The organism is Streptomyces sp. NPDC047917, assembly GCF_043204345.1.
GTDB lineage: Bacteria > Actinomycetota > Actinomycetes > Streptomycetales > Streptomycetaceae > Streptomyces > Streptomyces sanglieri.
Map to the genome: position 1 here is coordinate 39,062 of NZ_JBIDCA010000017.1, position 18,755 is coordinate 57,816.

The 18,755-nt window shown below is 73.1% G+C and carries 16 protein-coding genes; 8 read left to right on the top strand and 8 right to left on the bottom strand.

All coding sequences use genetic code 11. The features are described from left to right. Positions 1–20 precede the first annotated feature (20 nt). Positions 21–1,352, top strand: a complete 1,332-nt coding sequence (locus ACGF8B_RS35075) for an aminotransferase class I/II-fold pyridoxal phosphate-dependent enzyme (RefSeq protein ID WP_392746289.1) — start codon at positions 21–23, stop codon at positions 1,350–1,352. 76 nt (positions 1,353–1,428) lie between these two features. On the opposite strand, the gene ACGF8B_RS35080 is transcribed toward ACGF8B_RS35075, so the two are convergent. After that, positions 1,429–2,460 carry a DMT family transporter gene (locus tag ACGF8B_RS35080; RefSeq protein WP_392746291.1) on the bottom strand — a complete coding sequence of 344 codons (1,032 nt, stop codon included), beginning with the start codon at positions 2,458–2,460 and terminating at the stop codon, positions 1,429–1,431. Positions 2,461–2,534: 74 nt separating this feature from the next. Between ACGF8B_RS35080 and ACGF8B_RS35085 the strand changes: the two genes are divergently transcribed. After that, positions 2,535–3,443: a LysR family transcriptional regulator gene (locus tag ACGF8B_RS35085; protein WP_392746292.1), complete on the top strand. Its 909-nt coding sequence runs from the start codon at positions 2,535–2,537 to the stop codon at positions 3,441–3,443. A gap of 12 nt (positions 3,444–3,455) precedes the next feature. Here ACGF8B_RS35085 and ACGF8B_RS35090 read toward each other — a convergent pair whose 3' ends face one another. Beyond that, positions 3,456–3,932 carry a pyridoxamine 5'-phosphate oxidase family protein gene (locus tag ACGF8B_RS35090; RefSeq protein ID WP_392746294.1) on the bottom strand — a complete coding sequence of 159 codons (477 nt, stop codon included), beginning with the start codon at positions 3,930–3,932 and terminating at the stop codon, positions 3,456–3,458. A gap of 113 nt (positions 3,933–4,045) precedes the next feature. Here ACGF8B_RS35090 and ACGF8B_RS35095 point away from each other — a divergent pair, with 113 nt between their 5' ends. Continuing rightward, positions 4,046–4,699 (top strand): cysteine hydrolase, encoded by a 654-nt coding sequence (locus ACGF8B_RS35095; RefSeq protein ID WP_392746296.1) that lies wholly within the window; start codon positions 4,046–4,048, stop codon positions 4,697–4,699. Between the two features lie 198 nt (positions 4,700–4,897). Here the strand turns inward: ACGF8B_RS35095 and ACGF8B_RS35100 are convergent, their stop codons facing one another. Continuing rightward, entirely contained in the window at positions 4,898–5,350 is a 453-nt protein-coding gene (locus ACGF8B_RS35100) for a Rieske (2Fe-2S) protein (RefSeq protein ID WP_392746298.1), read from the bottom strand. Between the two features lie 34 nt (positions 5,351–5,384). Further along, positions 5,385–7,601, bottom strand: coding sequence for a prolyl oligopeptidase family serine peptidase (locus tag ACGF8B_RS35105; protein WP_392746299.1), 2,217 nt, complete (start codon positions 7,599–7,601; stop codon positions 5,385–5,387). Positions 7,602–7,696: 95 nt separating this feature from the next. Between ACGF8B_RS35105 and ACGF8B_RS35110 the strand changes: the two genes are divergently transcribed. Both ACGF8B_RS35110 and ACGF8B_RS35115 read left to right on the top strand, forming a co-directional pair. Next, a complete protein-coding gene (locus tag ACGF8B_RS35110; RefSeq protein ID WP_392746300.1) occupies positions 7,697–9,427 on the top strand; it encodes a pentapeptide repeat-containing protein in 1,731 nt (576 codons plus the stop codon). A gap of 78 nt (positions 9,428–9,505) precedes the next feature. After that, complete coding sequence (locus tag ACGF8B_RS35115) at positions 9,506–9,889, top strand: hypothetical protein (RefSeq protein WP_392746301.1); 384 nt, start codon at positions 9,506–9,508, stop codon at positions 9,887–9,889. 64 nt (positions 9,890–9,953) lie between these two features. On the opposite strand, the gene ACGF8B_RS35120 is transcribed toward ACGF8B_RS35115, so the two are convergent. Then, positions 9,954–10,814 carry a hypothetical protein gene (locus ACGF8B_RS35120; RefSeq protein WP_392746303.1) on the bottom strand — a complete coding sequence of 287 codons (861 nt, stop codon included), beginning with the start codon at positions 10,812–10,814 and terminating at the stop codon, positions 9,954–9,956. Continuing rightward, positions 10,811–11,542 (bottom strand): TetR/AcrR family transcriptional regulator, encoded by a 732-nt coding sequence (locus ACGF8B_RS35125; protein ID WP_392746304.1) that lies wholly within the window; start codon positions 11,540–11,542, stop codon positions 10,811–10,813. Before ACGF8B_RS35125 ends, ACGF8B_RS35120 begins: the two co-directional genes overlap by 4 nt. A gap of 245 nt (positions 11,543–11,787) precedes the next feature. Here ACGF8B_RS35125 and ACGF8B_RS35130 point away from each other — a divergent pair, with 245 nt between their 5' ends. The 3 genes from ACGF8B_RS35130 to ACGF8B_RS35140 all read left to right on the top strand — a co-directional run bounded on the left by ACGF8B_RS35130 (position 11,788) and on the right by ACGF8B_RS35140 (position 13,342). Continuing rightward, a complete protein-coding gene (locus ACGF8B_RS35130; protein ID WP_392746305.1) occupies positions 11,788–12,021 on the top strand; it encodes a hypothetical protein in 234 nt (77 codons plus the stop codon). Between the two features lie 118 nt (positions 12,022–12,139). Further along, positions 12,140–12,529, top strand: a complete 390-nt coding sequence (locus tag ACGF8B_RS35135; protein ID WP_392746307.1) for a hypothetical protein — start codon at positions 12,140–12,142, stop codon at positions 12,527–12,529. Positions 12,530–12,589: 60 nt separating this feature from the next. After that, positions 12,590–13,342, top strand: a complete 753-nt coding sequence (locus tag ACGF8B_RS35140) for a thioesterase II family protein (protein WP_392746308.1) — start codon at positions 12,590–12,592, stop codon at positions 13,340–13,342. A gap of 76 nt (positions 13,343–13,418) precedes the next feature. Here ACGF8B_RS35140 and ACGF8B_RS35145 read toward each other — a convergent pair whose 3' ends face one another. Both ACGF8B_RS35145 and ACGF8B_RS35150 read right to left on the bottom strand, forming a co-directional pair. Next, the gene (locus ACGF8B_RS35145; protein ID WP_392746310.1) at positions 13,419–15,458 is read right to left on the bottom strand and encodes a beta-ketoacyl synthase N-terminal-like domain-containing protein; all 2,040 of its coding nucleotides are present in this window, start codon (positions 15,456–15,458) and stop codon (positions 13,419–13,421) included. Then, entirely contained in the window at positions 15,455–18,751 is a 3,297-nt protein-coding gene (locus ACGF8B_RS35150; RefSeq protein WP_392746312.1) for an amino acid adenylation domain-containing protein, read from the bottom strand. Before ACGF8B_RS35150 ends, ACGF8B_RS35145 begins: the two co-directional genes overlap by 4 nt. Positions 18,752–18,755: the final 4 nt, after the last annotated feature.

Genomic DNA, 18,755 nt, shown 5'->3' on the forward strand with positions numbered 1-18,755 from the left:
ACTAGTGCATAATCTTGTTTGTGCTAGGAGAGTATCGGATTGTGGGGCGGCGCGCATCGGAAATCGCCGCCAGCGTGGAGCGCGGGGTCGGCTCCGGTGAGCTCGAACCGGGCCAGGTGCTGCCTCCCATGCGGGAGTTGGCGGACCGGCTGGGGGTGAACCCGAACACGGTGGCGGCCGCCTACCGCACGCTCCGTGAGCGCGGAGTGATCGAGACGGCCGGGCGCCGGGGCAGCAGGGTGCGGCCGCGCCCCGCGAGTACGGCGCGCGGTTCGCTCCGGGTCGAGGCGCCCGCAGGTGTGCGTGACCTGGGTGCGGGCAACCCCGACCCGGAGCTGCTGCCCGCGCTGGGGGACGCCTTCGCGGCCGTCGCGGGGGAGTACGGGCGGGAGCCCGGGATGTACGGACAGGCGCCGGTGGACCCGGAGTTCGCCGCGCTCGCCCGCGCCGCACTGGACGCCGACGGGGTGCCGGCAGGGCCGGTGGTCGCGACCTCCGGATCGCTGGACGCGATCGAGCGGATCCTCGTCGCGCAGCTCAGACCCGGTGACGCGGTCGCCGTCGAGGACCCCGGCTGGGGCAGCATGCTGGATCTCGTACCGGCGCTGGGGCTGCGTCCGGTGCCCGTCGCGGTCGACGACGAGGGGCCGATGCCCGGTGCCGTCGAGAGCGCGCTGAACGCCGGTGCCCGCGCGCTCGTCGTCACCGACCGCGCGCAGAATCCGACCGGCGCGGCCATCGGTGCCGCGCGCGCCCTCGAACTGCGCGCGGTCCTCGCCGGCCACCGCGATGTCCTCCTGATCGAGGACGACCACGGGCACGGCATCGTCGATCTGCCGGTCCATCCGCTGGCGGGCACCACGGACCGGTGGGCCTTCGTCCGTTCCGTGGCCAAGGCGTACGGGCCGGACCTGCGGGTCGCCGTGCTGACCGGTGATCCGGTCTCGGTCGACCGCGTGGCGGGGCGGCAGCAGCTGGGCCCCGGCTGGGTCAGCAGACTCCTGCAACGGGTCGTGGTGCACCTGTGGACCTCGGGCGCCGTGGACCCGGGGGAGGTGGCGCGGGCGTACGCGAAGAGGCGGGACGGCCTCGTGCGGGCGCTGGCGAAGCGGGGCGTGGTGGCCCACGGACGCAGCGGGATGAACGTGTGGGTGCCGGTCGGCGACGAGACCGGTGTCGTGGCGAGGCTGCTGCACGCGGGCTGGGCCGTGGCGCCCGGGGCGCTGTTCCGGCTGGCCGCGCCCCAGGGAATCCGGCTCACGGTCTCGTCGCTCGCCGAGGACGAGATCGAAGCACTGGCGGATGCGGTGGCGGCAGCGGCGGGGCCGGTGAAGCCGCTGACCTACGGGTGACTGCCGGTCCCGGCCCAGGTCCGGGCCCAGGCCACGGCCCGGGTCCGGGCCCACGGCCAGGTCCGGATCCGGGTCCTCAGTCGCTGGATGCCCCGCTGCTCGCAGCCCGGCCGCCCCGGGCCCTGCTCTGGGTGAGGGCGGCGCCTGCCAGGATCACGAGTGCCCCCACCGGCGTGTTCCAGCTCAGTTGCTCGCCGAGCACGGCCACGCCGGCGGCGGTGGCGATGACCGGGATGAAATAGGTGACCATCTGCGCGGTGGTCGGCCCGACCTCCTCCACCAAGCCGTACTGCAACAGGACCGCGAGGCCGGTGCCGAGCGCCCCGAGGGCGACCACGGCCAGGGTCGGGAGCAGTGGGAATCCGTCGGGGGCCGAGGTGAACAGCGGGGTCACCAGCGCGATCTGCGCCGTGCCCAGGAAGAGCTGGCCGCCGGTGAGCGCCAGCGTCGACGAACCGCTGCCCGCCAGCGTCCTGCGGACGTAGATCCAGCCGATCGGATAGCTGAGCGAGGCGAGCAGGGCCATCGCCGTGCCGCCGAAGTCCAGCCCGGAGAAGCCCTGCCAGGCGCCCAGCACGGTGAGTACGCCGAGAAAGCCGAGCCCCAGTCCGGCGACCCGGCGACGGGTCGGCCGGTCCTCGGAGAGCGCGACGAGAGACAGCGCCATGCCCCACAGGGGCGAGGTCGCGTTGCAGATGCCTGCCAGCGTCGAGGGAATCGCCAGCTCGGCATGGGCGAAGAGCGAGAAAGGAAGCGCGTTCAGGAAGAACGCGGCGACGGCCAGGTGCCCCCAGGTGCGGGCGCCGCGGGGCAGCCGCTCACGGCGCACCGCCATCGCGACCGCCAGCACCACCGTGCCCGACAGCAGACGGCCCAGGGTGACCTGGAACGGGGCGTACCCCTCGGTGCCGACCTTGATCAGGAGGAAACTGAAGCCCCAGATGAGCGCCAGCGCCCCGAACCGGATCCGCCAGTCCAGCGCCGGGCGGGCGGCGCGCCCCGGGGCGGACGTCACCGCGGTGCCGTCGGCGGATCCCTCGGCCGGCGGCGGGGCACCGGCGGCGGACCCGGTGGAAGAGGTGGCACTCGGCGTGACAGTGGCGCTCATGGACCCAACGATGACGAACCGGATCGCGTAGAACAAGCGAGACTTTGTGTGAAGGTCTGCGTAGCATTGCTTACATGTTGAATCTGGAGCGCCTGCGCACCCTGGACGCACTGGCCCGGCACGGCTCCGTGAGCAGTGCCGCCGAGGGGCTGCATGTGACCACGTCCGCGGTCTCCCAGCAGATGGCGAAACTGGAGCGGGAGGTGGGGCAGCAACTCCTGGCCAGGAACGGGCGCGGGGTCCGGCTCACCGACGCCGGCCGGCTGCTGGCCGACCACGCGGCCCGGATCCTGTCCCAGGTCGAGCTGGCCCAGTCCGACATCGAGGCGCAGCGCGGTGAGGTGGTGGGCGAGATCGGACTCTCCGCCTTTCCGACCGCGGCGCGCGGGCTCTTCCCCGCGATGCTCCTCGCGCTGCGCCGGGACCACCCCGAACTGCGCGTGCGTACCCGGGAACTGGAGCCCGAGGACGGAATCCGCGCGGTGATCAGGGGTGACACCGACCTTGCCGTGGTGCTGGACTGGAGCAACAAACGGCTGCCCGTGCCGGCGGGCCTGGCCAAGGCCGAACTCCTGGACGACGCACCGGACATCGCGATGCCGGCCGGTCATCGGCTCGCCGGCCGGGACGAGGTGGACCTGGAGGAATTCGCCGAGGACGACTGGGTGTCCTGGCCCGAGGGCGAGTTCTGCTACGACTGGCTGATGTTCACCCTCCGCTCGAAAGGCATCGAACCACGCATCGCGCACCTGGCGGGCGAGCATCACACCCAACTCGCCCTGATCGCCGCGGGGATGGGGGTCTGTGTGGCGCCGCGGCTGGGTCGCGGCCCGGTGCCGGACGGGGTGCGGCTCGTGCCCGTACGGCAGAGGATGCGACGTCACGTCCACGCCGTCTGGCGTACCGGCGCGGACCGGCGCCCTTCGGTCAGGGCCGCGGTGACGGCCCTGCGCGCAGCCGGGCGGGGGCTGGACGCGCCGTAGACCCCCGGCTTCTCAGGCGGTGGGCGGAGCCGCGAGCTTGCGGAAGTCCCAGGAGGTGATGGCCCGCGGTGTCAGCCGCAGCCACGCGTGCCGGCCGTCGTGCGGCATGGTGTCCATCCCGAAGTACTTCGCCGCGAACAGCTTTTCGGGCACGGTGAGTTCGGGGCACGGCTCGCCGGTGCGCGGTGCCTCGCCGACAGGGGCGGCCTCGCCGGAGAGTTCGACGCCGCGCAGATCCGCGTACTCCACCCCGTCGTCCACCACCACCGCGATCCTCGGGTCCTGGCGCAGCTGGGACCAGCGCAGGCTGCGGGTGATCGAGTACAGCCACAGCGAGGTGCCGTCCCAGGTGAACCAGAGGGCGCCGACATGCGGATGGCCGTCCGCGGACACCGTGGCCACGCGGCAGGTGCGCTGTTCGGTGAGATAGGTGTCGCGCTCGGCGTCCGTCATCATGATCCGACGGCCCCGTCGCTGTATGGCGGCCATGGGGGCGCCTCCTCCCGGTATCTGACTAGGTGTCAGAAAGCATGGGGGCTCTTCCCTCATCACGCAATGGCCGTTAGCCTCGCGCGCCCGGTCCGCCGCAGAAAGGGGCAGCCGTGCCGTCGAAGAATCAGCTCGTCGAGCAGCTCGATCCGGCCACCACCGTGCTTCTGACGGTCGAATGCCAGCAGGGGGTCGTGGGCCCGGGGAGCGCACTGCCCGAACTGGCCGAAGAGGCCAGGTCCTCCGGCGCCCTGCACCGGGTCGCCCGGCTGGTCGCGGCCGCGCACGAGGCCGGGGTCCAGGTGCTGCACGCGGTGGCCGAACGCCGCCCCGACGGGCGGGGCGCCAACAGCAACGCCCGGCTCTTCCGGGCCGCCGGCCGGCTGCCCGTGCAGCAGCACTGCGGCACCACGGCGGTACGGATCGCCGCGCCGATCGACGTGGCCGACGAGGACCTCGTGGTACGCAGGCTGCACGGCCTCTCGCCCATCGCCGGCACCGACGTGGACGCGTTGCTGCGCAACCTCGGCTGCCGGACCCTCGTCGTCGCCGGGGTCTCGGCCAATGTGGCCGTCCCCAACGCCGTGTTCGACGCGGTGAATCTGGGCTACACGGCCGTGGTGCCCTGTGATGCCATCGCGGGAGTGCCGGCCGACTACACCCCCGCCATGATCCGCAACACGCTCGCCCTCGTCGCCACCATCACCACCACCGACGAGGTGCTGGGTTGCTGGCTGAGCCGAGCCTCGCGCGGGGTCCGGTCCTGACGGCGGCCCCTGCCGTATCGGCCTCCGTCCTCGCCGGATGCGGCCCGGGCCCGGCCGTGCGGCTCGGCTCCGGACGGCCGCCGTACCTCATGGGCCGCGACGGAGTGCTGCCCGAGCGGATCCTCGTGGCACGAGCGACGGTCCGGCGCAGACGGCCGGAGCGGGTGGTGGAGGCCCGACACCACCCGGGCCGTGCGATCAGGACGCGAGCGTGATCTCACCGCCCGAGACCGTGATCGCCTTGGCGGGCAGCGGTTCGGTGGCGGGGCCGTGCTTCACCGCGCCCGTCGCCGCGTCGAACCTGCTGCCGTGACAGGGGCAGTCGATGGTGCCGTCCGACACGCGCGACACCGTGCATCCCTGATGGGTGCACTTCGACGAGAACGCCTTGAACTCGCCGGCCTTCGGCTGCGTCACCACCACACCCCGGTCGGCGAACACCTTCCCGCCGCCCTCCGGGATGTCGGCCGTCCGCGTCAGCGCGGCGCCGCTGCCCTCCGTTCCGCTGCCGGCCGACTCGACCACGCTCGAACCGCCCGATTCCTTCTGGTTGCCACAGGCGGTGAGTACGGCAGCCACCGAGGCGGCCCCGACCGCGGTGACAACGGCCCGCCGCCCGGGACGGGGCTCGTGATTCTGCGTTGTGCTCATACCGGTTCTTCCCTTCCACGGTGTTCACGACTTCTCACGACTGCGGTGTACGACCGGGGGTACGCGCGGCGGGGCCCCCGTGTTCAACACCCAGGGACTTCTTGAGGAAGTCCCGCTCCAGCAGCAACAGATTGCCCGCCGCCGACCGGGCGACCCGGTGACCGGCCCCGGACAGCGGCAGCACCGTGTGCGGCCGGCCCGCGGCCAGCAGTGCGGCGGAGAACCGCAGCATGTGGGCGACGGCCACGTTGTCATCGGCAAATCCGTGCACCAGCATGAGCGGGCGGGTCAGCCCGGCCGCCTCCGAGAGCAGCGAGTTGCGCCCGTAGTTCTCCGGCAGTACGTCCGGATGGCCCAGGAAGCGTTCCTCCCAATGGGTGTCGTAGAGCCGCCGGTCGGCAGGCGCGGCACCGGCCACCGCGGCGTGGAACACCTCCGGATGCCGCAGCACGGCGGCAACGGCGAGATACCCGCTGAACGACCAGCCGCGTACGGCGACCCTTCCCGGGTCCAGCGCGGAACACCGCGCGGCGGCCGCGTGCAGCGCGTCGATCTGGTCGTCGAGCACGGCCGTCAGCCGGTCGCCGTGCACCGACTTCTCCCAGGCCTCACCACGTCCCGGAGTGCCCCGGCCGTCCGTGACCAGCACCGCGAACCCCTGCTCGGCGAACCACTGGGCGACCGCGACCCACCAGGAGCGCGCCTTCAGGACCACCTGCATGCCGTGGCCGGCGTACGGGTTGAGCAGCACGGGCAGCGGGCCGTCGCCCGGCCGGTGCCACGACGGCAGGTACAGCCGGCTGCGCAGCTCCCGCTTCCCGAGGCTCAGCGCCGCAGGCCTCGGCACGACGAGCGGAGTCTCGGCGAGGACCGCGATCCGGCCCACCGGCACTCCGTCCCGCAGTACGGTGACCGTCTGCCCCTGAGGGGTCCTGCTGTCCAGTACCACGGTGGGGCCGCCGACCACGGCCGTGTGCACACCGGGGGCCTCGCTGACGCGCACGGGGGCGGCGGTGCCGCCACCGGGTGCCGTCGCCGCGCACGACCAGACGTGGACCTCGGTCGGCTCCTCGCTCGCGGTGAAGAAAACCCGGTCACCGTCGGCTCCGACCACCTCGCGGACCTCCAGTCCCGCAGGCGTCTCCAGGCCGTCGAACGCCAGCCCCTGGCTGTCGCCGCCCGGCCGCGCGGGAACGACGAGCGCGCCGGAGGGGAGCCGCAACGGTGTGCCGGGCCGCAGCGCGACCCATGCCCGGTCGTGGGTACGGCTCAGGACCCGCGTCCCGCCCGTGCCGGGATCGACCGCGAGCACGTACACCGAACGCTGGTCACGCGTCTGTACGGAGACCAGCGGCCCGTGCCCGTCCCACGCAGCCGACACCACGTACTCGAACGACCGGTCCGTCCACACGCCCTCGGGATGGTCCGGGCCCGCCTCGCGCGGCAGCCGGACCACGAGCCGCTCCCCGGACACCCGCACCAGGTGCAGCGACACCTCCGCGTTCGCCGTGCCCGCCGCCGGATACGCCATCTCGCGCGGCGGCCGCTCCGGACGGGCCGGATCGCAGATGTACCGGCGCGGCACCATCGAGGTGTCCACCCGCGCCACCAGCAGCGCATCGCTCCCCGGAGACCACCAGTGGCCGCGCGAGCGGCCGATCGACTCGGCCGACACATGGTCGGACAACCCGTATGTCACCCGGTCGCCGTCCGGGGCGGCGAGCACCCGGTCCTCCGTCCCCTCCACCGTGACGACCCGCAGCGCGCCGCCGGACACGTACGCGATCAGTGTGCCGTCCGGTGAGGGACGGGGATCGACCACCGGACCGGCGGTCGGGATCCGGCGCGGCGGGCCCCCACCCGTGCGCACCACCCAGAGCCCGCCGTCGAGCGCGAAGGCGGCGAGCCTCACCTGTGCGTCGGTCGCGTACGACACCACACCCGACGAGGTCTCTCCCGCCCGTTCCCGCCGGACCAGTTCCTCCGGCGGCACCCGGTCGCCCGCCGTGTCGCCGCGCCCGGCCCCGGGCGGATCGGCGAGCAGCCGCTCCGCACCGTCCTCGTACAGCCAGAGCCGGCCGACCGGATCCGAACCGGAGGCGGACCGCAGGAAGAGCACCCGTGCGCCGTCCGGAGAAACGGTGAAGCCGCGGGGCAACCCGAGCGAGAACCGGTGGGTCCGCCCGAACTGCTCGGGGAACCCGTCGGTGTCCTGCGTCGTGTCGGCGGCGGCATTGTTCGTCGGATTCATGGCGACACCATGACAGGTGCGGGCCGCCACCCGGTGCGGCGAGTCCAGCAGCGGTGCGCCGGAACTCCGGGTGCGACACGCGCGTCACCACAGGGGTGATCACCACTACCCTGCCGTCCTGGACACATTGCGGCGCCGGTGCCGGCCCGGCCGATCCCGTCGGCTGCCGAGGCATCCGCACCGGCAGCCGGACCGCCTGCCTGGCCCACCTCTCTCCGGCCGACCGCGCAGCCTGCCTGGCCGCCCTCGGTCCTGGCGCGGACGTGGACCTTCGCGGCACAGCGTTCAGCGAAGATCTTCTGCGCGACCTGTTCGACGCCGTCCGTGATCCCGTCAGCGGAGATCCCGCCTTCGGAGAGGCGCAGTTCGTGGGCGCCGTCTTCAACGGCGACACCCGTTTCGTCGGCGTCTCGTTCTCGGGAGCCGCACGGTTCGGTGGGGCGTCGTTCTCCGGCGACGCCTGGTTCGTGGGCACCTCGTTCTCCGGAACGGCGCGTTTCGGCGCGGTGGTCTTCGGCGGGGCCGCGCGGTTCGACCGGGCGGAGTTCGGGGCCGACGCCAGATTCCACAGCGCCGCGTTCAAAGGGCCCGCAAACTTCGCGAAGGCCCGGTTCCGGGGGATGGGCCGCTTCGGGGAGGCCACGTTCTCGGGTGCGGTCGAGTTCGGCGGCGCGTCGTTCGCCGACACCGCCCGCTTCACGGGTGCGCGATTCGACGCGGCACCCCACCTGGGCCCGATGATGTGCGGCGGACTCCTGGATCTGTCCGCGGCGGTGTTCACGGAACCGGCCACGATCGAAGCGGCCACGGCAGAGATCGCGTGCCGCAGGACCCGGTGGGAGTCCACGGCCATCCTGCGGCTCAGACACGCCAGGGTCGACCTGACCGACGCCCGGCTGGCCCAACCAGTCGCGGTCATAGGGCAGTTCACCCACTTCGCGTCCGTTCCCGCCCGCGCGGAAGAAGCCCTCGGTTCCGATCCGGTCGTCCGGGTGGCATCGATCCGGGGTGTCGACGCCTCCATGCTCACCCTGGCCGACCTGAACCTCGCGGAGTGCGTCTTCACGGGTGCCCTGCACCTCGACCAGCTCCGGCTCGAAGGGCTTTCGACCTTCCGCACGACGCCCGGCGGCCGGCGGTACCGGGGCCCGGTCCCCTTCCGCTGGACCCGGCGGCAGGTCATCGAGGAGGAGCGGCAGTGGCGGGCGCTGCCCGGGCGAGCCGCGTCCGCGCGACGGGGCTGGGGCGCTCCGCCGCCGGACCCCGGCGCCGTCCCCGGCCTGGCGTCCCTGACCACGGTCTACCGCCAACTGCGCAAGGCCCGGGAGGACAGCAAGGACGAACCGGGAGCCGCCGACTTCTACTACGGCGAAATGGAGATGCGCCGGCACAGCTTCGGATACCGCAGCGCCGAGCGGTGGCTGCTCCAGGCGTACTGGGCGCTGTCCGGCTACGGACTGCGTGCCGCACGCGCTCTCGCATGGCTCGGGACAGCCATGATCGTCTCGGTCCTCGCCCTGACCCTGTGGGGGGTGCCCAGCTCCGATCCCGAAGCCGTGACGACCGGAGTCCTTCCCGGCACCGGTCGCAGGATCACCCTCACTACCGATACGCCACCACCCGGGCTGACGGGACCGCTCACGGAGCGGTTCACGGGCGAGCGCGTCGAGAAATCGTTCCAAGTGGTGCTCAATTCCGTCATCTTCAGAGCCAGTGGCCAGAGCCTGACCACCGCCGGCACCTACATCGAGATGACGTCCCGGCTCGTCGAACCCGGCTTCCTCGCCCTCGCCCTCCTTGCCGTTCGGGGCCGCCTCAAGCGGTAGAGCCGATGGTCCGCCACCGGTATCGAGGCGGACGTGGCAGGGCACGGACTGTCAGAGGCGTCTGCCACGCTGAGCGGTATGACTTTGAGCAGTTTCAGCGATCTTGAGCAGGCGGTCCGCAGGAGCTGGGGCGCGGACACCACGACACCGGCCCACCGGGCGCAGTGGAGCCCGGACAACCCGGCGCGCGATCAGTGCGGCGTCACCGCGCTCGTGGTGCACGACCTGCTGGGTGGTGATCTGATGCGCGGCGAGGTCCATGTGGACGGTGAGCGGGTGGACTACCACTGGTGGAACCGGCTGGGCATGGGCGTCGAAGTCGATCTCACCCGTGAGCAGTTCGGTCCGCAGGAGATCGTCGTCGGCGGGGAGGTGATCGTACGGCCGCCCGAGATCGTGCGGCTGCGTGAGGAGTACGAGCTGCTGCGCGGCAGAGTCCTGGCGGAGCTGAACCGGCGGTAGCCGGCGCCCGGCTGTCGGCTCCCGGCCGTCGGCGCCCCCGACGGTCCACGGGCGCCGGACCGGATCAGTGTGCCGACGAGTCCCCGTCCGCGCGGAAGACCGGCTGCCCCGCACGCAGGCGGGCGAAGAGGAGCCCCCGGTCCAGCCGCTCCTCCTCGTCCTCGTCGTCCTCCCTGGAGAACACCTCGTCCACCAGCAGTTCGCGCAGCCGCTCCTGCACACCCTCGCCGTATCCCTGCTGGAAATCGTCCGGATCGAAGTGGGTGTCCGCCTCCACCGTGGCGATCGTGCTGTGCTCGTCCTCGATGACCAGCCGGGCACGGATGGTGCGCGCCTGGAGCGTCTGGTCGTTGTAATGGCCGTAGACGATCCCGGCCCCGATGACACCGCCGACGGACATCTCGCCGTCGGTGTGCACCGCGCGGGCCGTGACATCGCCGTCGACAGCGATGACGGAGTCGGGGCCGCAGTCGGTCAGGCAGCCCTCGACGACGAGCGAACCGGTGACGACGAAGGGGGCCGCCACGTCCAGGTGGCCCTTCACCAGAAGGTCGCCGTGGTGGAAGAACGGCTCGCGGATCTCCTGGTCGCCGGTCAGCGCGCGGTGCGTACGCGCGTCTTCGCCGAGCAGTCGCCCGCACAACCGCGGTATCAGCGGCACGTGGTCGGGATCGGAGTCGTGACGCAGCGCGGCGACGAGGTCCTGGAAGCTGTCGAAGTCCGGCCGGGTGAACTCCGTCAGCCAGCCGCTGTCGTCCGGGACCCCGGCGGCCCGGCAGACCCCGGACCGGGTGACGCGCATCGCCTCCGCGTCCCGGCGGGCGGCCGCCATGTCGATGGGCAGCGGCCCGACGCCCACCGCGCCCTGTGCGAGGGAGGCGGGAGTGATGTCTTCGAGGGGAATCCTGTTCACCGAGTCGCTCATGGCAGGACTCTACGGTCCGCCTCCGACACCCGCGGGTCCGGAGTGCCGTCCGGGTCGGACGGCACGGGTGCGTCGCCGCGGGCGGCGTCGAGCGCGGCGCCGTTCCTGGTGAGTACCCCGCTCTCCAGGCCGAGTTCGCGTTCGGCCGTGCTGACGGCCATCCGCGTGACCACCTCCGGGCGGTCCGCGGCCTCGGTGTTGGCGTGCGCGCCGAGCCCGTCGATGACAACCAGGATCTGGATGGTCGTCACATACGGGTCGGTGGTGCGGAATTCGCCGCGGTCGACGCCGTCACGGACGAGGGCCTCCAGCCGGCCCCGCCACAGCGCCTCCTGGTGGCCGACCCGGTCGCGGAGGGCGGGGCGGTAGCGGCTGAGATGCCGGGCGTTGATCCACAGCCGGCTGATGTCGTCGTACGCGGCGCCCGTCGCCAGCGCGAAGAAGCGGGCGAGCCGGTCCGTGGGCGATCCCGTCACCGGGTCCACCGGCAGCAGGGTGTTCAGTTCGGCCCCGGCGGCGGTACCGAACGCCTCGGCCACCAGGTCCTCGACCGCCGGGAAGTAGTGGCTGATGAGACCGGGGCGGACGCCGAGCTGATCGCCGATCCGGCGCAGTGTGATGCACTCCAGCCCTTCGGTCAGGGCGATGGCCGCCGCCGCGTCGACGATTTCCGCACGCCGGTCCGCCGGGGACTTCCGGATCCGCTTGCGCTGAGGGCTTGGCGACATACCGGCGATGCTATTGACGGCGCGACCAACGGGCAACCGGCGGGGGAGGGCGGCGGACCGGTGGCCCGAAGAACGCGGAAACCGGAGGGCGGCGGAAACCAGAGGGCGGCCGAAGCCCGGGGGCGGCCGAAGCCCGAAGGTGCGGAAACCAGCCTCCGAGCCGCCGCCGCAACTGCCGATCGGGGCGGGCCGCGGACCCTAGCGTCGATTCCTGCAAGCCATCACCGAAGTCATGGAGGACAGGGATGAACAACAGCATGCGTACGGCGGCCGCTGCCGCAGCCCTCGTTGCCGGTCTCGTCACCGTGGGCGGTACCACCGGTGCCGCTGCTGCCGAGCGTCCGGATCGGATCACCAGCCAGGAGCAGCTCGCCAGAAGCATCGCGCAGGCGGTCGCGGCCGAGCAGCAGAACGGCCCCGTCACCGGCGGTGTCATCGGTGGCATGGTGATCAACTCGACCGGCCCGCGTTCCTGCTGACGAATCGGAGGTGAGCACCGTGGACAGCACTGCGGACCATGACCGGGACGGGCGGGAAAGCCCTCCCAGATGGTGTCCGAGCGGTGATGCGAGCCGCCCGGAGAGCGTTGTTCTCGGCGTGCGGTCCGGGGAGCGCGGCCAGGTCGCCTATCTGGCCGAACCCGTACCCGCCGCCGATGTTCTCGGCAGCATCCCGGAGGGGATCGCTCCCAACCGGGTGCTCCGGTTCGCCTCGCACTGCGTGTCGGACTGCGCGAACCGGGTCGGCGAGGCCTGCGGGCTGATCGAACGCATCACGACCGTGCCGGCCGAGCCCGGACCGGCCGCGGTGCCACGGTGCCACCTCCGCCCGCACTGCAAGTGGTGGAACCAGGTCGGTGTCGAGGCCTGCCACCGCTGCCCCGCCCTGACGACACTGGAACCCCGCGACGACGAACTCGCCGTTCTCGTCGCGGACCCGGCGACCACGCGTGAACAATTGGAGAGCTGGATCGCCGCAGCCCCATGAGCGGATAACGTTCACGGAGCCGGTCGTGGACCGGACCGAGAACATGAGAGAAGGGATGCCGTGGACAACTGGATACGGTGCTACCGCCCGGCCCCCGACGCCGCGGCACAGTTGGTGTGCTTCCCGCACGCAGGTGGTTCGGCCAGCGGCTACATTCCGCTGTCGACCCAGGTGGCGGGGACCGCGGAAGCACTGGTCGTGCAGTACCCCGGCAGGCACGACCGCATCGCCGAGCCGTTCGCCGAACGGCTCGGCGATGTCGTGCACGCGGTACTGGGATCACTCTCCGCGGACGGGGGCCGTCCGCTGATTCTGTTCGGCCACAGCATGGGCGCGCTCCTGGCCTACGAGACCGCACGGGAACTCGCGGCACAGGGGCGCGAGCCCGCGGCGCTGTTCGTCTCGGGCAGCGAGGGCCCGTCGCTGCCGCGGCGCGCACGGCTGCCCGACCGGCCCAGCGACGCCGACCTGATCCGGGAGATGCGGCTGCTGTCCGGCACGGACGAGGAACTGCTGACCCATCCGGAGATCCTCGAACTCGCGCTGCCCCCGCTGCGCGCCGACTACGCGATGCTGTTCGCTCGCGTCCACGTCCCCGGGCCGCCGCTGCGCTGCCCGGTCGTCGCGCTGACCGGCGACAACGACCCCCGGGTCTCCGTCGAGGGCGTACAGGCGTGGGAGCGGGAGACGGAAGGGCCCTTCGAGCGGCACGTACTGCCCGGCGGCCACTTCTTCCTGGGCGACCACCTGCCCCTCGTCGCGGATCTCGTCGCCGCGTACGTGCCCGGACGAACGGTCCGTACGGGCGTCTGACACCGCACAGCACAGCGCACAGGGCTTGGGCCCCGACCCCCTTCCGGGTCGGGGCCCAAGCCCTGTGCGCGGTCGGTCACTCCGCCTCGAACTCCGACAGCAGGGCGTCGAGGGAGTCGTCGCCGTCCTGCGCCGTGACGATCCGGCGGGCCATCTCGTGCAGCGTCAGCTGCTCCAGGAACAGCGTGATCGGGACATCGAGGTCGAAGTCGTCCCGGAGGCAGCCGACCAGGTGGACGGCGGTCAGCGAGTCGCCGCCGGCCGCGAAGTACGTCATCTCCGGGTCGTCGGCGTCCTCCAGCCCGAGGGCCTCGGCGATCAGGGCGCGGACGTCCCGCTCCAGGTCGGCGGAGCGGCCGCCCTGCTCCGGCGGCTCACCGACCGGTGCGACCGGTACGAGGCGGTAGGCGCCGTGGCTCTCACCGGCGAACGGGTACGTCGGCAGCGCGACCCGCCGGCCGCTCCCCTCCCGCGCCACCGGGTCGCCCGCCAGCCAGGCCTCGCCGAGCGGGTCGGGCCCGCCGAGGCCCGCCGCACCGCCCGAGGCCAGTTCGGCGAGCAGATCCGCCGCCTTTGCCCGGCTCCCGGCCCGCACATAGCCGCGCACGGCCAACGGGGCCCGGCCCACGCGGAGCGTGTGCGCGGTGTCGGAGAGGGACGGGGCGCCCGGGGCGCGCAGCGCCGAGGCCAGCCGGCCGGCCACCTCGGCCAGGGACTCCCGGGTGCGGGCGGACAGCAGCAGGACCTCCGGCACGCACTCGGCCGCCGGCGCCCCGGCTCCGCCGCGCCCGGGTGCCTCCTCCAGGACCACGTGCACGTTCGTGCCGCCGATCCCGACCGAACTCACCCCGGACCGCCTGGGACCGTGCTCCGGCACCGGCCAGGCGGTCGCCCGCCCGACCAGGTGGAACGGCGAGTCCTCGAAGCCCAGTTCGGGGTGCGGGCGCCCGGCGTCGGCGTTCGGCACCAGTGTCGCGTGCTCCAGCATGAGCACCGATTTGATCAGCGCCGCCACACCCGCCGCCGCGTCCAGGTGGCCGATGTTCGACTTCACCGAGCCGATCCCGATCCGCCCGGTGCCGAGTGCCCCCTTGAACGCCGCCGTCGCCGCCGCCGCCTCGATGCGGTCACCGAGCGCGGTGGCCGTGCCGTGCGCCTCCAGGTACTGGGCGTCCGCCGGGTCGAGACCGGCCGCCGCCCAGGCCTCCACGATCGCCGCGGTCTGCTGGTCGACGCCGGGCGCGGTGAACCCGACCTTGGTGGCCCCGTCGTTGGTGACGGCGCTGCCCCGGATGACGGCCCTGATCGGGTCGTTGTCGGCGATCGCGTCGGACAGCCGGCGCAGCACCACCACGCCCACCCCGTTGCCGGGCACCGTGCCGCCGGCCCGCTCGTCGAAGGGCCGGCAGCGGCCGTCCGGCGAGTAGATGCCGCCCTGCTGGTGGACGTAGCCCCGCTTGCGCACCGTGTCCACGGCGACGCCGCCGGCCAACGCCGTGTCGCACTCGCCGAGCAGCAGGGACTGCACCGCGAGGTGCACCGCCGTCAGCGATGTCGAGCAGGCCGTCTGCACCGTCAGGCTCGGGCCCTCCAGGCCCAGCCGGTAGGAGACCCAGGGGGCGAGGAACTCGCGGTCGGTGAGGATGCGCACCTGGAGCGCCCCGATGGACGCGGCGAGCCGCGGGTCGGTCTGCGCGGCCAGCATGTGCTCGGTGGGGCCGCCGCCGACGTACACGCCGGTACGGGCGGACCCGCCCAGCGGGCTGCGGCCGGCGTCCTCCAGCGCGGACCAGGCCGTCTGGAGGAGCAGCCGGTGCTGGGGGTCCAGGGCCGCGGCCTCGGTGCGGTTGAAGCCGAACAGCTCCGCGTCGAAACGGTCCGCGTCCGCTAGATGGCCCTTGGCCGGTACGTGGTCGCGGCCGCGCACCTCCTGCGGGTCGGCGCCGTCGGCGATCAGCTCCGCCTCGGTGAAGTCGGTCACCGAGCAGAGCCCGCCGAGCAGGTTCTCCCAGTAGGCGGCCAGGTCGGGGGCGCCGGGGAAGCGGCCGCTCATCCCGACGACCGCGATCGCGGAGTCGGCTGCGAGGGGCTCGGCGGCGCTTGCGTTCTCGGTCATCGTATGGAGCCTTTCCGGTGGCTGAGTCGTCGGGCGGCGGCATTGCGTCGTGCGTGCCGGTCACCGCCGCGCGCGGCGGCCGTGTCGGCGGGAGGGGCGGTGTCAGGGGCCCCGGCGGCCCCGAGGGCCGCCCGGTCGAGGTGGGCGGCGAGGGCGTTGACGGTGGGGTGGCGGAACAGGTCGACCAGGCTGAGCTCGCCGTACGTGCCCAGCTCGCGCAGGGCGGACAGGACACTCAGCAGCCGGATCGAATTGCCGCCCAGCTCGAAGAAGTGGTCGGTGACGGAGACGAGTTCGAGATTGAGGACCCGCGCCCACAGCCCGGCCACCAGCTGCTCGGTCGCGGTGCCCGCGACGGTGGTCGAGCCGTCCGGCCGGCACCGCACCGTGGCGGGTTCCGGCAGCCGGGTCCGGTCGATCTTGCCGTTGCTGCTGAGCGGCATCTCGTCCAGGCGGACGAACACCTCGGGCACCATGGATCCGGGCAGCCGCCGGGCGAGATGGGCGCGCAGCTCGGCGTCCGCGGGCGCCGCCCCGTCCCGGCTCACGACATACGCCACGAGCCGCTGTGCCGTCCCTGTGCCGCGGACGGTGGCCGCCGCCAGGGCGACGCCCGGCGCACCCGCCAGCAGGGTCTCGATCTCGCCGAGTTCGATGCGTACACCGCGCAGCTTGACCTGGAGGTCGGAGCGTCCGAGGTAGTGGATGAGCCCCCGTGCGTCGATCCGGCCGAGGTCGCCGGTGCGGTACATCCGGGTGCCCGGTGCGCCGTGCGGGTCGGCGACGAACCGTTCGGCGGTCAGGGCGGGCCGGCCGATGTAGCCGCGCCCCAGCGAGGCACCGGTCACGTAGATCTCGCCGGCGACCCCGGCGGGGACCGGCCGGAGCCGCTCGTCGAGCACATAGACCCGGGCCCCCGGCACGGCGCCGCCGAGCACCACGGGCTCACCGGGGGAGAGGTCCCCGGTGGTCGCGTAGACGGTCACCTCGCTGGGGCCGTACGCGTTCACGACCCGCCGTCCGGGCGCGCTGAGCCGTCCGACCAGCTCGGCCGGGCACGCCTCGCCGCCGACCGCGACGGTCCGCAGCTCGGGCAGCTGCCCGGTCAGGTCGGGCAGCAGCATCGCGGCGGACGGCGGCAGGAACACATAGGTGATGCGGGAGTCCCGCAGCCGCTCCAGCAGCGCCTCGCCGATCCGCTCGTCCTCCTGCGGGATGTGCAGCTCCGCACCGGCCACCCAGGGGAAGAAGAGGTCGGACACGGCGACGTCGAAGCCGAACGACACGAACTGCAGCACCCGGTCCCCGGCCTCGACGGGGAAGGAGTGCCGGACCGCCCGGGCGAGGTTGACCAGCGCCCGGTGCTCGATGGCGACCCCCTTGGGGACGCCGGTGGAGCCCGAGGTGAACAGGACGTAGGCGAGGTCCTCGGGGGCCGGTGCGGTGCCGGCCGTCGCGGGCGGCACCGGCGCGACGGGGTCCGTGACGGCCGGGCGGTCGACCCGGACGCACGGCACCTCCAGGGCCGCCGCCTTCGCCGCGGTCTCCTGCGAGGTCAGCAGGAGCCCGGTGCCCGAACTGTCCACCATGTGGCGGAGCCTGGCCTCCGGGTGGGCCTGGTCCAGCGGTACGTACGCGCCGCCCGCGCGCAGCACGGCGAGGGCCGCGATGCCCTGGTCGGCCGAGCGGGGCAGGAGCAGACCGACGCGGAAGCCGGGCCGCACCCCGGCGGCGCGCAGCCGGGCGGCCAGCGCGTCGGCCCGGTCGAGCAGCTCGGCGTAGCTCAGCCGGAGGCCGCCGCAGACCAGGGCCGTGGCGTCGGGGTGTTCGGCCGCCCGGTCGGCGATCAGATCGGGTACCAGACGGTCCGGGGGCGCCGCCTCCGCGAGCCGGTCGGCACCGGCGATGGTGCGGGCGCGTTCGTCGGCCGGCACCAGCTCCACGGCGGACAGCGGTGCGGACGGGTCCGCGAGGAGTCCGGCCAGCAGGGTGCGGAAGTTGCCCGTCCAGCGGCGGACCGTCGCCGCGTCGAACAGATCGCTGCGGTAGATGAACTGGGCGGCGAGTCCGGCGTCCCACCGCTCCACGAACAGGTGGAAGTCGAACTTCGCGGTGTCCAGCGTCAGCGCGAGCCGTTCGGTGGTGGCACCGGTCAGCTCCAGCTCCGGCGTGGCCTCGTCCTCGTAGCTGAGCGCCACCTGCACCACCGGGTCGTGACTGGTCTCGCGGACCGGGGCCAGGGTGTCGACCACCGCCTCGAACGGCGCGTCCTGGTAGGGCTGTGCCGCCAGCATCGAGGCCCGGACGCGGCGGGTCAGCTCGTCGAGCGACGGGTCGCCGCTCAGGTCCACCCGCATCGCCAGGGTGTTGGTCAGCATCCCGACCATCTCCTGGAGTTCGGGCCGCTCGCGCCCCGACGACGGATAGCCGACGACCAGGTCCTCGCCGCCCGAGAGCCGGGAGAGGAAAGCGGTGTACGCGGCGAACATCGTCATGAACGGGGTGGCTCCCGAGGCCGCCGCGACCTCGGCCAGGCGTTCCCTGACCCCGGCGCCGAGCAGGAAACGCTCGGTGCCGCCCGAAGCGGTGCGGACCGGCGGGCGCGGGCGGTCCAGCGGCAGTTCCATGGCGGTGGGCGCGCCGCGCAGCAGGCCGGCCCAGTGCTCCACGGACGCCTCGAACGCGCCGTCCGCCGCGCGCTCCCGCTGCCAGGCCGCGTAGTCGGGGAACTGGATGGGGAGTTCGGCCGGACGGTACGTCAGACCCCGGGCCTCCTGCCGGTACCCCTCGGACAGTTCGTCCAGCATCAGGCCGAGCGACCAGCCGTCGCAGACCAGGTGATGGGCGACGAGCAGCACCCGGTGGCTGCCGTCGTCGACGGCGTACACGGTGCAGCGCAGCAGTGGCCCCGCGGCGGTGTCGAAGGGGAGGGCGGCCCCGGCGCGCACCAGGGCGTCCGCACCGCCGGCCGGTACGTTCCGCCGGATCGCGAGCCGTACCCGTCCGGTGGCCGAGACGCGCTGTGCCGGGGTGCCGTCGTCGGCGGTCCGGAAGACGGTGCGCAGCGCTTCGTGCCGGGCGACCAGCGCGTCCAGCGCGCGGCCGAACGCCTCGGTGTCGAAGGGCCCGTGCACCGCGAAGGCGATCGGCACGTTGTACTGCGGGGATCCCGGATTCAGCTGGTCGAGGACCAGCAGGCGGCTCTGGGCGTCGGAGGCGGGGAACTCGTACTCCTCGCTCCCGCCGCCCTCCCCGGCGTAGAGGTCGATGAGCTCGACGGCGTCGACGGTCATGGTT

What these genes read in the sequence shown, in the direction of transcription:
- ACGF8B_RS35080 (WP_392746291.1), bottom strand. Translation starts at nt 2,460, where the DNA reads ATGAGCGCCACTGTCACGCCGAGTGCCACCTCTTCCACCGGGTCCGCC.
- ACGF8B_RS35085 (WP_392746292.1), top strand. Translation starts at nt 2,535, where the DNA reads ATGTTGAATCTGGAGCGCCTGCGCACCCTGGACGCACTGGCCCGGCAC.
- ACGF8B_RS35090 (WP_392746294.1), bottom strand. Translation starts at nt 3,932, where the DNA reads ATGGCCGCCATACAGCGACGGGGCCGTCGGATCATGATGACGGACGCC.
- ACGF8B_RS35100 (WP_392746298.1), bottom strand. Translation starts at nt 5,350, where the DNA reads ATGAGCACAACGCAGAATCACGAGCCCCGTCCCGGGCGGCGGGCCGTT.
- ACGF8B_RS35105 (WP_392746299.1), bottom strand. Translation starts at nt 7,601, where the DNA reads ATGAATCCGACGAACAATGCCGCCGCCGACACGACGCAGGACACCGAC.
- ACGF8B_RS35115 (WP_392746301.1), top strand. Translation starts at nt 9,506, where the DNA reads ATGACTTTGAGCAGTTTCAGCGATCTTGAGCAGGCGGTCCGCAGGAGC.
- ACGF8B_RS35120 (WP_392746303.1), bottom strand. Translation starts at nt 10,814, where the DNA reads ATGAGCGACTCGGTGAACAGGATTCCCCTCGAAGACATCACTCCCGCC.
- ACGF8B_RS35125 (WP_392746304.1), bottom strand. Translation starts at nt 11,542, where the DNA reads ATGTCGCCAAGCCCTCAGCGCAAGCGGATCCGGAAGTCCCCGGCGGAC.
- ACGF8B_RS35130 (WP_392746305.1), top strand. Translation starts at nt 11,788, where the DNA reads ATGAACAACAGCATGCGTACGGCGGCCGCTGCCGCAGCCCTCGTTGCC.
- ACGF8B_RS35145 (WP_392746310.1), bottom strand. Translation starts at nt 15,458, where the DNA reads ATGACCGAGAACGCAAGCGCCGCCGAGCCCCTCGCAGCCGACTCCGCG.
- ACGF8B_RS35150 (WP_392746312.1), bottom strand. Translation starts at nt 18,751, where the DNA reads ATGACCGTCGACGCCGTCGAGCTCATCGACCTCTACGCCGGGGAGGGC.